This window comes from Bradyrhizobium sp., assembly GCF_035273305.1.
GTDB lineage: Bacteria > Pseudomonadota > Alphaproteobacteria > Rhizobiales > Xanthobacteraceae > Bradyrhizobium.
In genome coordinates, this window is record NZ_DATEPI010000146.1 from 1 (window position 1) to 11,615 (window position 11,615).

The following is an 11,615-nucleotide window of genomic DNA, read 5'->3' on the forward strand; positions in this document are numbered from 1 at the left end:
TCAAGGAATGTTGCCGCCACCAGATCGCCCACCGCCCCCACGAAATAAGGGCTGTCCTCATCGGCTAGCGCCAGTATCTGCTCGGGCTGCATCGAGAACTTTCCGGAAGTCGGGTCGTATTCGACATAACCGGATGCGGCCTGTGCGGAAAGCCACTCGCGGACGTAGCGCTCGCTCGTCTGCGTCGCCTCCGCAAGCTCGCCTGAACTGAGCGGGGCTTTTGCAGCCAGTGTCTTGTAAAGGCGGAGCTTGTCACCAATCAGCATCAGCGAGGTGTTCATTGCCGCGCCAACTTCGTTCAGCATTTTTCCCATGAACGCGCTGAGTCTGTCTGGATCGACGTCCACGATACCCTCCGCTGGATGGCCGGCTTCTTCAACGAGGCGGCCTGGTTTGCTCGGCGGCGGGCAGAGGCCGGATGCTGCGCTCGTGCTTACATATCTATGTCACGGCGGCGCGATGCAGGTTCAACGTTTCCGTCTAAACCGCGCCACCAGCTCAACGTGCGGAGTGTGACGGAACTGATCGACGGGGGTGACGTGCGCCAGCTCGTAACCGCCATCAACCAGGATGCGGGCGTCTCGCGCGAACGTCGCGGGGTTGCAGGACACCGCGACGATCACCGGCACGTTGCCGGTTGCAAGCTGGCGCACTTGCGCCTGCGCGCCTTGACGCGGCGGATCGAACACGACCGCATCATAGTCGCGCAATTCCTGCGCCATCAGCGGACGGCGAAACAGGTCTCGGACCTCGGCTTTGACCGGCTTCAATCCGGACGTCGCCATCGCCGCCTTCTGCAGCGCGGCGACCGCGCCCGCATCGCTGTCGAAAGCCGACACTCGCGAGTGCGCCGCCAGCCTGAGCGCAAAAGGCCCGACGCCGCAAAAGAGATCGGCAATGTGTTTGGCGCGCTTGCAATGGTCCATCACCAATCCCGCCAGAACTTCCTCGCCCGCCGCCGTGGCCTGCAGGAACGAGCCAGGCGGCAACGTGACCTCGGCGGGCCCGATCGCAATAGTCGGCGGCGTCCGCATCAGCACCAGCACGCCATGGCGGGTTAGGCGCGCGAGGTGATGCTGCTCCGCGACCCGCGAGAGCGCCGAAATGATGGCCGGCGCCAGGGGACCCGATCCCCGCACGTCGACGTCGAGGCCGTTGTTGGTCGCGGTGATCTGGATATCCAATGGCTTTGCCGTGGGGATCAGCGGCTCGGCGATCGCCCATGCCGCATTGAGTGCGCCGCCCAGGCCAGGATCGAGAATAGGGCATCGATCGACCGGAACGATGTCGTGTGAACCTGCAGCAGTGAAGCCGACCTTGAGTACATTGTGTGTGCCTGTTCGGGTGTGCAGCGTCATTCGACGCCGTCCGAGGCCGTGAGCGTCGATCAAGGGATCAACTTCGCAGTCGAGCTTCGCCTGCGCCATCGTTTCGATCACCAGGTTTCGCTTCCAGGCTTGGTAATGCTCGGCTTCCCAGTGCTGGATCGCGCAACCGCCGCACACCCCGAAATGCGGGCAAAGTGGCGTTATACGCTCGCGGCTGGCGCGCTCGACTGTCAGCAAGCGCCGCCGGTCGGGATGGCCCGGCACCGGCGCGACCTCGACCGTTTCGCCGCCGAGAGTGTAGGGCACATAGATGCTCTGCCCGGGTGCATGCGCGACGCCGTCGCCGAAATGGCCGACATCGTCGATCTCCAGACGCTCAACCACGGCGCGCGCCGATGAAGAACTCGAGATTGCCGTCGCCGCCGGTAATTGATGACGGAAACACCTTGATGTCGGTGCATCCGAGCGAGGCCGCGAATTCGGTGATGTCTTCGCAGACTTGCTGATGCACCGTGGCGTCGCGGATGATGCCGCGCTTGGAATGTTTTCGCTCCGCCTCGAATTGCGGCTTGATCAGCGCCAACAAATGCATCGGCGCTGCGGCCAGCGACAACGCCACCGGAAGCACGGCCTTTAGCGAAATGAAACTAACATCGATCACGACCACGTCGGGGCGCATCGGCAGCCGCTTGCCCTCGAAGTCCCGTATATCGGTCTCCTCCATGGAAACCACTTTCGGATGGCCGCGTAGCGAAGTGTGCAATTGCTCCCGGCCGACATCGATTGAGAACACGAGGTCGGCGCCATTGGCGAGCAGAACCTCGGTAAATCCCCCGGTGGATGCACCGACATCCAGGCAAACATGCCCCTCGACGTCGATCGGGTATTGTTCCAGCGCGCCCGCCAGCTTGACCCCACCTCGCGAAACAAAGGGATGCGCGGGCTGCGCTTGCAACTCGGCGTCAAGCGCGACGGTTTCGGAAGGCTGTGCAACGGCCTTGCCATTGGCCATGACGAGGCCCGCTTCGATGGCAGCCTGCGCCCGCGCGCGGCTCTCGAACAGGCCGCGCTCGACCAGTAAAATGTCAGCGCGCTTGCGGGCAGGGGCCATAATACCTTGGGCGCCGGCCGCCCCTTGCAATCAGGCCAGCTTGACCGTTTCGATCTTGAAGTCCTTTTTGAAGTCCTTGCCGAGGACCTCGAACACCTTGGCGACGATGCCCTTGGCGTCGAGGCCTGCGCGAGCGTACATCGCGTTCGGAGTGTCGTGGTCGAGGAACACGTCGGGCAGCACCATCGAGCGCATCCGCAAGCCGCCGTCGAGCATGCCATGCTCGGCCAGCGTCTGCATCACATGCGAGCCGAAGCCGCCGATCGCGCCTTCCTCGATCGTGAGCAGGATCTCATGCTCGCGCGCGAGTTTCAGCACCAGCTCGACATCGAGAGGCTTCATGAAGCGGGCGTCCGCGATCGTCGTGGAAAGTCCATGCGCCGCGAGCTCGTCCGCGGCCTTCTCGGATTCGGCGAGACGCGTTCCGAACGATAGCAACGCGATCTTGTTGCCTTGCCGGATGATCCGGCCCTTTCCGATTTCGAGCGGAACGCCGAATTCGGGCATCTCGACGCCGCGGCCTTCACCGCGGGGATAACGCACCGCGCTCGGACGATTGTTGATCGAGACCTGCGTGGCCACCATGTGCACCAGCTCAGCCTCGTCCGATGCCGCCATGATGACGAAATTCGGCAGGCAGCCCAGGTACGCATTGTCGAACGAGCCGGCATGGGTCGCGCCGTCGGCGCCGACCAGCCCGGCGCGGTCGATCGCAAAACGCACGGGGAGGCTCTGGATCGCCACGTCGTGCACCACCTGATCATAGCCGCGCTGCAGGAACGTAGAATAGATCGCGCAGAACGGCTTGAAGCCTTCGGTCGCAAGACCGGCTGCAAACGTGACCGCGTGCTGTTCGGCGATGCCTACGTCGAAAGTGCGCTTCGGGAAAGCCTTGGCGAAAATGTCGATCCCCGTACCCGAAGGCATGGCGGCCGTGATGCCGATGATTTTCTCATCCTTCTCGGCTTCCTTGACCAGGCTTTGGCCGAACACGTTTTGATAGGCGGGCGCGTTGGGCTTCGCCTTGGCTTGCGCGCCGGTCGCGACGTCGAACTTGACGACCGCGTGATACTTATCGGCCGAGGCCTCGGCCGGCCCGTAGCCCTTGCCCTTTTGGGTGACGACGTGGACCAAGATCGGACCGGTCTCCATGTCGCGGACGTTCTTCAGGACCGGCAGCAGGTGATCGAGGTTATGGCCGTCGATCGGTCCGACATAATAGAACCCGAGTTCCTCGAACAGCGTGCCGCCGCCCACCATGAAGCCGCGCGAATATTCCTCGGCGCGTTCGGCGCGATCGGCGATCACCTTCGGAAGGTGTTTTCCGAGCTGTTTGGCGGCCTCGCGCAGCGAGCGGTAGGTCTTGCCTGAATATAACCGCGACAGATAGGCGGACATCGCCCCCACCGGGGGCGCGATCGACATGTCATTGTCGTTAAGAATGACGATCAGCCGCGAATTCATCGCGCCCGCATTGTTCATGGCCTCGTAAGCCATCCCGGCCGACATGGCGCCGTCGCCGATCACGGCGATAACATTGTTCTTGCCGCCCGAGAGGTCGCGCGCCACGGCCATGCCGAGGGCGGCGGAAATGGAGGTAGAAGAATGAGCGGCGCCGAACGGATCGTAATCGCTTTCGGTTCGCTTGGTGAAACCGGACAGACCGCCACCCGTGCGCAAGGTGCGGATGCGATCACGACGACCGGTTAGAATCTTGTGCGGATAGGCCTGATGACCGACGTCCCAGATCAACCGATCGCGCGGAGTATCGAAAATGTAGTGCAGCGCCGTCGTCAATTCGACGACGCCCAGTCCGGCCCCGAAATGACCGCCGGTTACGGAAACCGCATCGATGGTTTCCTGACGAAGCTCGTCGGCAACCTGTCGAACCTGGTCCACCTTGAGCCGGCGCAGGTCGTCTGGTGTCCGAATGGTGTCGAGAAGCGGCGTCTTGCTAAATACGGTCACAGCCATGTTCCAATTTTGCCTGTCGGGACAAGCTCCCGACGTAAGTTGGTTGCGCAATCCCCCGCGCAGCGAAAGCCCAGACGCCGGACGCACCTGAGTAGGCCGAAGCCCGATTTATAGGTCTAAATGCGCTCCGGGTCGGTCAATGTGATAAGCATCACCTTGGCGATTTCACCCTTCCAAGCCCGTTTCTGTTAGCTAGATCAAGCCCTTACTGCAACAACTACCGCCGGCGGATTCACGCTTAACAGCCCAACGCTCGGTACGCTTTACACCAAAGCCGGGCTTAAAGCCAACCCGCCGAACCCTAGGGAACCGGTGTGGAACCGGCCACGAGGGGCCGATTTTAACCCCCACGGGAGCAGGATTGTTCCGGCTGGCCTGAATTCACGGCTTAACCGTGTTGGAGATGGTAGCTGGTTCGAGCTGTTTCCAGCCCCATTTGCGGCAACGCCCTCGCCAGCCGCGATCGCCAGTGCGGCTTCGGGGAGGGCCACGCGGCTCAGCACGATCGGTTCGCAGACGATCATGAGAGATCGGAGCCGTGGGGCCAGCCGCAGCGCAAAAGTTATTCAGGCCGCGCGGTGTCGCTGTGGCCGATCCACCTGACATTCACGTTCGTTGCTTAATGGGAGGCCGACCTGGCAGCATCAGGCAGGTTTGGGTTTATTGAACGTCCAGCGGCTCCGTGCCGGTCACCTGGCCATTAGCGTCGGTGGTGATCTTCTCGACCCGTGCCTCCGCCTGCCGCAGTAATTCCTCGCAGCGCCGCTTCAAGGATTCGCCGCGTTCGTAGATCGCGACTGACTCCTCCAGAGGCACCTTGCCTTCTTCCAACCGCTTGACGATGGTCTCAAGCTCCTCGAGCGCCCGCTCGAAGCTCAGCTTCTTGACGTCGATTTGAATATCTTCAGCCATATTCTTATCCCGCTTCTTCCCGCTTGGCGCGCACTCAACCACACATATGCGGAGGTATTGTGGTCGCTATTTACGCCCCCATCAATGCGGAAACGTGCGCGGCAACCGACTCCTGAAGGCCCTGCAGGTCATAGCCACCCTCGAGCACAGAGACAATTCGGCCGCTAGCGCTGCTATCGGCGACATCCATCAGTTTGCGCGTGACCCAGCCGAAATCGTCCGCTTTCAGATTCAGTGAGGCCAGCGGATCGCGATAGTGTGCATCAAAACCGGCTGAAACGATCATGAGTTCGGGATTGAATTTGCGCAGCTGCGGCAGAATGAGGTTTTCGAATGCAGCCCGGAATTTGGCGCTCCCGTCTTCCGCGGCCAGCGGCGCATTGACGATGGTGTCGTGCTCGCCGCGCTCGCTTTTCGCGCCGGTACCCGGAAACAGTGGCATCTGGTGAGTTGAGCAATACATCACCGTCGGATCAGCCCAGAAGATTTCCTGGGTGCCGTTACCGTGATGAACATCGAAATCGACGATTGCCGCGCGACCGATGCCGTATTTGCGTTGGGCATGCCGCGCAGCTATCGCGGCGTTGTCGAAGAAACAGAAGCCCATGGCTCGACTGGCTTCCGCATGATGGCCCGGAGGACGCACTGCCACGAACGCATTATTCTGGCTACCGGACATGACAGCGTCGGTCGCGGCGACTGCACCGCCGACGCCTCGCATCACCGCCTCCCAGGTGCCGGGCGACATCGACGTATCGCCGTCGATATAGACCACACCGCTCGAAGGCGCGAGATGTCGGATTTCTTCGATGTAGTGGTCGTTATGACAAAGCGTCACCAGGTCCAGATTGCCTTCCGGCGCTTCGCCGCGCACAAGCGGATTGAAGTGATCTGCCGCGAGCACCTGATTGATCGCCCGCAGGCGATCGGCGCGTTCCGGATGTCCGGGAGGTGTGGCATGGTTCAGGCAGGCGGGATGAGTAAGTAGAAGCGTCGTCATGCAATTTCCTGGCGCGTCGGCCGCGCTTTCGAGAAGCCGCTAATCTAGGGCCTCGCCAGCCGCTCGGGAAGAGCACGTCCAATTGGAGTTGGTGTCAGTTCAATCGCGCAATGCGCTTGGCGCTCACAGCTACAATCGGACTATGGGCCTGGAAATAGCCGTAGAGCGCATCGACGTCATAGACGCCAAATCGCGCATCGGTGCCCTCTTTGAGCACGGTAAAGCCGTCGCCTCCGAGCGCGAGATAATTGTTTACGGTTACGCGGTAGTTCATCGAAGGATCGATGCGCTGACCATTCAGCAACATGCGATCCGAAATCACGTGCTCGCCATACGGCTTCGCTGCGTCCCAAGCATATTGGAATCCGTTCGAAACCTGCAGAATGCGCGGTCGTTTCGGATCCAGCCATTGCTGCTCCAGCAGATCCTTGATCTGCGTTCCCCTCAGAGTCAGCGTGACGAGCTGATTACGGAATGGCTGACTGGCGAACAGGTCGGCATAGGTCACCACTCCATCTTCTTTCCGGGTTATGTCGGTGCGGATGCCGCCGGGATTGGTGAATGCGATCATCGCGGACCCGCTTTCTTCCGCAGCGGTCGCGGCGAGTTGAGCGTCGGCGATGATGTCTCCGAGTTTGCTTTCGCCGGTGCCGTCGGGCACGCGCGATAAGCTCTCGGTCACCGATCCCGCCCGGCGTTCGGCGATGGGAGCTGCCAGTTTCTCGTAGGATTCGAGCAAGGCGGTCTGCTCCGGATTCCTTGCCAAGGCCGCAGTGCGGACGATGACGTTGTCGGCTTTGGCGCTGATGATGTCCCGCGTGGCAGGATCGAGCTTCAGGTCGATCGCGGTAACCAGGGTCCCGAACTTGTCGCCGCTGGTGACCAGACGTCCATCGATGTCGCAAACATAGGCTCGGTGCGTATGACCGCTGATCACGACATCGACGGCCTTGTCGAATTTTCTGACGATATCCACGATCGGTCCGGAAATGCCGGGACATTCGTTGTAGTTCCCCGTCGGAAATCCACCCTCGTGGATAAGCACAACGATAGCCTCAACACCTCGCGCCTTCAGCTCTGGCACGAGCGCGTTCACCGTTTCGGCCTCGTCGCGGAATTCGAGACCGGTCACCCCTTGCGGGGAGACGATGCCGGGCGTCCCCTTCAACGTCAGTCCGATGAACGCGACCGGGATCCCCTCGAAATTCCTGATCTCATAGGCAGGAAAGATAGTTTTACCGCTGGTTTTGTCGAAGGTGCTGGCCGCGAGATAATGAAATTTGGCGCCGGCAAACGGGTGCGGCCCCTGGCATTTTTCGACGGGATGACAACCGCCGTATTGCATGCGAAGCAGTTCGTCCTTGCCCTCGTCGAATTCGTGATTGCCGACAGAAGCGATTTCGAGCCCCATCATCGACAGCGCTTCAATTGAAGGTTCGTCATGAAACATCGCCGACAACAGCGGGCTAGCGCCAATCAGGTCGCCGGCTGCGACAAAGATCGTGTTGGTCGCTCGGTCGCGGAGTTGCTTCACTAGTGTTGCCATGTATTCGACGCCGCCTGCCGCAACGTCGATCGATTTGGTTTTGTCCTCGGGATCAGCGATCCGGATTCCACCGGTCGGCGGCCGAAGGTTGCCGTGAAAATCATTAATCGCAAGAATCCTCACCTCGACCGGCGCAGCCTGGGCGTTGGCGGGGCATGCCGGGCCTGGCGCGCACACCAGCATCACGGCTGCGAGGATGGAGAAGAGCGGATATCTCATAAATGCGTCAGAGCCAGCCAGAAAACTGCAGCACTTTTCTCGGGTCGAGCATTTATGCCTTCTTGCGCGAGAAAAATGTCTTAAAGGCTTCGACTGCTTCGGCGGAGCGCATGCGTTCGCCGAATAAATGGCTCTCCTGATCGATTCTGCGGGTCAGATCTTCCGGAGGCAGTCGCAACAGCCGGCGCGAGATCGCGACCGCTTCCGCCGGCAATGCGCAAATTTCCCGCGCAACCTTGCGCGCCTCCGGCTCGGTGTGACCCGGCGAGACCACGACGTTGACCAACCCCGCGACACGGGCGTCGTCGGCGCTGATCGTCCGCCCCATCACCAACGTAGCGAATGCGCGGTGGTAACCCATCGTACGAGGCATCAGCAGGCTTGAGGCACCTTCCGGAACCAGGCCGAGATGAATGAAGGGTGTAGCGAAGGTTGCTGTCTTGCTGGCGAGAACGTAATCGCAATGAAACAGCATAGTGGTGCCGATGCCGATTGCCACGCCATCGACGGCGGCGATGATCGGCTTGGCATTATGCGCGAGGGAATAAAGGAATTTGATGGCGTTGGATGCTCTCGGCGTGTCCGGCTCTGAGGTGCTGTCCTTCAGGAAGTCTTCGAGATCGTTGCCGGCGGTAAATACGCCCGATCCGCCGGTAATGATCATGCAGCGAATGCCCGGATTGTTTTGCGCGGTGTCGATCGCATCGCTCATGGCGCGATACATGTCCTGGGTGATGGCGTTTTTCTTCTCAGGGCGCCGCAGTGTGATCACCCGGGTCGCATCTTCGTCGGTCACGATCAGTTGGCCAGGCATGATGCTGTCCTTCGGACGGGCGGCGTGCAGCCGCTGGCGAGACTTCCGATTACAGCTTACATCATCTCGGCGACCGCCCCAAACCGGCCAGCACCCGTTTTCGACGGCGGCTGGATAACGCGCTCGAGGAATACGCGATGCAGTTAACGGGGATACACCACCTGACCGCGATTTCCGCGAAGCCACGCCATAACCTGGCGTTTTACACCGGTTTGTTAGGCATGCGACTGGTCAAGAAGACCGTCAACCAGGACGACGTCAGCGCGTACCATCTGTTCTATGCCGACGGAAAAGCCAGCCCCGGCAGCGACCTGACCTTCTTTGATTTTCCGTTGGATCCGGAGCGACGCGGCGCCAACAGCATTTCACGCACCGGGCTGCGCGTCGGGGGCGAAAAAAGCTTCGGCTATTGGCGGGATCGGCTGGCGAAGGCCGGCGTCAATGCCCGGGACGTGGTCGAAGTGGACGGCCGATTGACCCTGCCGTTTGAAGATGGCGAGGGCCAGCGGCTGGTGCTGGTTGATGATGGCGGGGCCGGTGCAGCCAACGCATGGGAGAAGAGCTCCGTCCCTGCGGAGCACCAGATTCGCGGCCTCGGTCCCATCGTGCTCACAGTGCAGAATCTTGCGCCGCTCGAGCAGGTCCTCACCCGCGTGATGAATATGCGCCGTGTGCGCGAATATGCTTCACCCCATTCAACAGCTCCGGTTCATGTATTTGCGATGGGCGAGGGCGGCCCTGCCGCCGAGTTGCACGTTATCGAGCAGCCGAACCTTGCAGCTGCGCGGCAAGGTGCTGGTGGCGTGCATCACGTCGCCTTTCGCACGCCCGATGACGAGCAGTATCATGCGTGGGCACGACGCCTGAACGAGCTTGGAATCCCGAACAGCGGCGAGATCGATCGATTTTATTTTCACAGCCTTTATTTCCGCGAACCGAATGGCATCCTGTTCGAGATCGCCACTGACGGGCCCGGCTTTGCCACTGACGAGCCGATCGAGCAGCTCGGCGAGAGGCTCGCGTTGCCGCCATTTCTGGAAGCGCGCCGAGCGGCGATCGAAGCTGGCCTGAAGCCGCTGGGCTGAAGCGCAGGCGCGCTCGAACTGGCCCGGAGGAAGCTTTGCTTCGTCCTGCAATTCTGCCGGCGAGCCGGGAAGAATCCGTTCGAAATTCAGCATCCTCTGCAGATGCTTGGCGGGTTACCTTCACTCACTTTGTTGCGCTCACCCAGCTTATTTCGGTGCCTGACTGCTGCTCTTCTCGCATGACGCGATCTCGGCTCGATTAGCAGCGGACGCCTTATTCTGACGCCTTGCTGCACGGGCAAGCTGCGGTAAGCGGCAGGAGGCGGGGCGGTGGGAATGGCAGGCGGGCTTATCGCCGGCGGCGGAATCGCGGGCACCCGGGCAGCATTGCCGATCCCGCTGGGATCATTGACCGACCCGTTAAGACCGCGCGCATTCCCCGGTCCCGGAGCAATGCCGCTCACCCCGGCATCCTGGCCAGGCGATCTCGAAGGCGCGGCCAGGCAAAGCAGCACAACGCACAACAATGACACTCTGCCGATCGAGCATCGGCAGGGAATCATTGAAACAAGCGGCGCGTTTCTCTTCAATCGAACATCCTTGCGACATATCATGCCTCAAAGAAGAACTTGCGAGGAGAAACGAAAGTTCCCAAAGTCGAGGTTGGGTCAACCTGTAAACTTGACGGGCATCTTCGAAATCAATTTCGCGTCAGCAATGCGGGTTAAGTTCGCGGCAAGGGCGAGCTCAGTGCTGAAAGCACGCATGCATTTTCGGTCGCCATTGATACGCTGAAGGACAGGGAGGACGGGGACGAGCACCGGCAGGACACTCGTTCCATACGCGCGCGCCGGTACCCCAGCCGTCGACGACGCATGCACCGCCGGACGTACTGTGACAGCCGGGGCCGCATCCGTCGGCGGCGCTCGCAGGGACAATGCTGTTCACGATCAGGAAAAGCACTGCGATCAGAGACGTTCTCATTGGCCTGCTCATTGCCTTTGCCCCTCTATCGCTCCAACCGTCGCTCAACTCGCTTGCGGCTGTTGCCCACTTTCCTGACTGCTTTTTTCACAGCAGCTTTTGACTTGCCGGATTTGTTCGCCGCGTACCTGACCTCGTAGTCCTGCCCGCCCGCTACACGGGAGCGGTCCTGTTTACGTCCGCGACTGCTCTGTTTTTTTGCCATTGCGCTATCTCCCTTGTTCCCACGCAACGCACGACGGAATGTTCGGGTTCCAAAATAGGGCCGGCCTGGATCGGAACGAATGCGATCCTTTTCGTCTTAGTTTTGTTGTGTGGCGTGAAGGTAGTTCGATGCGTACACCCTCGATTGTGCCCGATGGCGAAGATCAGAACGTCTATCTTGTTCTGGATGATTTCGGCCAAAACGGCCGGGCGTGGCGCGAGGCCGACACCGAAGCGACTGACCTGGAATCCGTAGTCGGCAATCTGCTCAACGGCGAATATAAAAACCCGGTGCGGGTGGTAGGGTTCAACACTAGTGAAGGTTGGTCCCAAGACGTATCCGCGGAGGTTGCGCGCGAACTGCGCCAGCGTTGCGACGAGCAGATGCGGGATGTGCCGTTCTTCCTGCAGGAGTTCGTGGACCGTTATGAAGGCCGTTATCACGACGTGCAATTACCGCTGCCCATGCGATTGTAGAGATGTAGCCCGACAAGCGGA

The 11,615-nt window shown here is 60.7% G+C and carries 11 protein-coding genes and 1 pseudogene; 2 read left to right on the forward strand and 10 right to left on the reverse strand.

The annotated features are described in order from the left end of the window. From VJV58_RS09795 to VJV58_RS09830, 8 genes and pseudogenes are all read right to left on the reverse strand, one after another. Positions 1 to 347 (reverse strand): annotated as a pseudogene (locus VJV58_RS09795) (SAM-dependent methyltransferase); the annotation flags it as partial. Between the two features lie 120 nt (positions 348 to 467). Then, complete coding sequence (locus tag VJV58_RS09800) at positions 468 to 1,712, reverse strand: class I SAM-dependent RNA methyltransferase (protein WP_324137141.1); 1,245 nt, start codon at positions 1,710 to 1,712, stop codon at positions 468 to 470. Beyond that, positions 1,705 to 2,439: a TlyA family RNA methyltransferase gene (locus VJV58_RS09805; RefSeq protein WP_324137142.1), complete on the reverse strand. Its 735-nt coding sequence runs from the start codon at positions 2,437 to 2,439 to the stop codon at positions 1,705 to 1,707. Before VJV58_RS09805 ends, VJV58_RS09800 begins: the two co-directional genes overlap by 8 nt. Positions 2,440 to 2,469: 30 nt before the next feature. Next, the gene (gene dxs, locus VJV58_RS09810) at positions 2,470 to 4,407 is read right to left on the reverse strand and encodes a 1-deoxy-D-xylulose-5-phosphate synthase (RefSeq protein WP_324137149.1); all 1,938 of its coding nucleotides are present in this window, start codon (positions 4,405 to 4,407) and stop codon (positions 2,470 to 2,472) included. Positions 4,408 to 5,073: 666 nt separating this feature from the next. Next, entirely contained in the window at positions 5,074 to 5,325 is a 252-nt protein-coding gene (locus VJV58_RS09815; RefSeq protein WP_324137143.1) for an exodeoxyribonuclease VII small subunit, read from the reverse strand. A gap of 70 nt (positions 5,326 to 5,395) precedes the next feature. Then, entirely contained in the window at positions 5,396 to 6,325 is a 930-nt protein-coding gene (locus VJV58_RS09820; protein ID WP_324137144.1) for a histone deacetylase family protein, read from the reverse strand. Between the two features lie 94 nt (positions 6,326 to 6,419). Beyond that, complete coding sequence (locus VJV58_RS09825; RefSeq protein WP_414641461.1) at positions 6,420 to 8,090, reverse strand: bifunctional metallophosphatase/5'-nucleotidase; 1,671 nt, start codon at positions 8,088 to 8,090, stop codon at positions 6,420 to 6,422. A gap of 52 nt (positions 8,091 to 8,142) precedes the next feature. Next, a complete protein-coding gene (locus tag VJV58_RS09830) occupies positions 8,143 to 8,904 on the reverse strand; it encodes an enoyl-CoA hydratase-related protein (protein ID WP_324137145.1) in 762 nt (253 codons plus the stop codon). 137 nt (positions 8,905 to 9,041) lie between these two features. Here VJV58_RS09830 and VJV58_RS09835 point away from each other — a divergent pair, with 137 nt between their 5' ends. After that, positions 9,042 to 9,989, forward strand: coding sequence for a ring-cleaving dioxygenase (locus VJV58_RS09835; RefSeq protein ID WP_324137146.1), 948 nt, complete (start codon positions 9,042 to 9,044; stop codon positions 9,987 to 9,989). 687 nt (positions 9,990 to 10,676) lie between these two features. Here VJV58_RS09835 and VJV58_RS22390 read toward each other — a convergent pair. Further along, the gene (locus VJV58_RS22390) at positions 10,677 to 10,913 is read right to left on the reverse strand and encodes a GCG_CRPN prefix-to-repeats domain-containing protein (RefSeq protein ID WP_414641463.1); all 237 of its coding nucleotides are present in this window, start codon (positions 10,911 to 10,913) and stop codon (positions 10,677 to 10,679) included. A 25-nt stretch (positions 10,914 to 10,938) separates the two neighbouring features. Then, positions 10,939 to 11,118: a DUF3606 domain-containing protein gene (locus tag VJV58_RS09840; RefSeq protein WP_324137147.1), complete on the reverse strand. Its 180-nt coding sequence runs from the start codon at positions 11,116 to 11,118 to the stop codon at positions 10,939 to 10,941. Positions 11,119 to 11,246: 128 nt separating this feature from the next. Between VJV58_RS09840 and VJV58_RS09845 the strand changes: the two genes are divergently transcribed. Then, positions 11,247 to 11,594 carry a hypothetical protein gene (locus VJV58_RS09845; protein ID WP_324137148.1) on the forward strand — a complete coding sequence of 116 codons (348 nt, stop codon included), beginning with the start codon at positions 11,247 to 11,249 and terminating at the stop codon, positions 11,592 to 11,594. Positions 11,595 to 11,615: the final 21 nt, after the last annotated feature.

What these genes read in the sequence shown, in the direction of transcription:
- VJV58_RS09820 (WP_324137144.1), bottom strand. Translation starts at nt 6,325, where the DNA reads ATGACGACGCTTCTACTTACTCATCCCGCCTGCCTGAACCATGCCACA.
- VJV58_RS09815 (WP_324137143.1), bottom strand. Translation starts at nt 5,325, where the DNA reads ATGGCTGAAGATATTCAAATCGACGTCAAGAAGCTGAGCTTCGAGCGG.
- VJV58_RS09835 (WP_324137146.1), top strand. Translation starts at nt 9,042, where the DNA reads ATGCAGTTAACGGGGATACACCACCTGACCGCGATTTCCGCGAAGCCA.
- VJV58_RS09805 (WP_324137142.1), bottom strand. Translation starts at nt 2,439, where the DNA reads ATGGCCCCTGCCCGCAAGCGCGCTGACATTTTACTGGTCGAGCGCGGC.
- VJV58_RS09845 (WP_324137148.1), top strand. Translation starts at nt 11,247, where the DNA reads ATGCGTACACCCTCGATTGTGCCCGATGGCGAAGATCAGAACGTCTAT.
- VJV58_RS09840 (WP_324137147.1), bottom strand. Translation starts at nt 11,118, where the DNA reads ATGGCAAAAAAACAGAGCAGTCGCGGACGTAAACAGGACCGCTCCCGT.
- VJV58_RS22390 (WP_414641463.1), bottom strand. Translation starts at nt 10,913, where the DNA reads ATGAGAACGTCTCTGATCGCAGTGCTTTTCCTGATCGTGAACAGCATT.
- VJV58_RS09830 (WP_324137145.1), bottom strand. Translation starts at nt 8,904, where the DNA reads ATGCCTGGCCAACTGATCGTGACCGACGAAGATGCGACCCGGGTGATC.
- VJV58_RS09825 (WP_414641461.1), bottom strand. Translation starts at nt 8,090, where the DNA reads ATGAGATATCCGCTCTTCTCCATCCTCGCAGCCGTGATGCTGGTGTGC.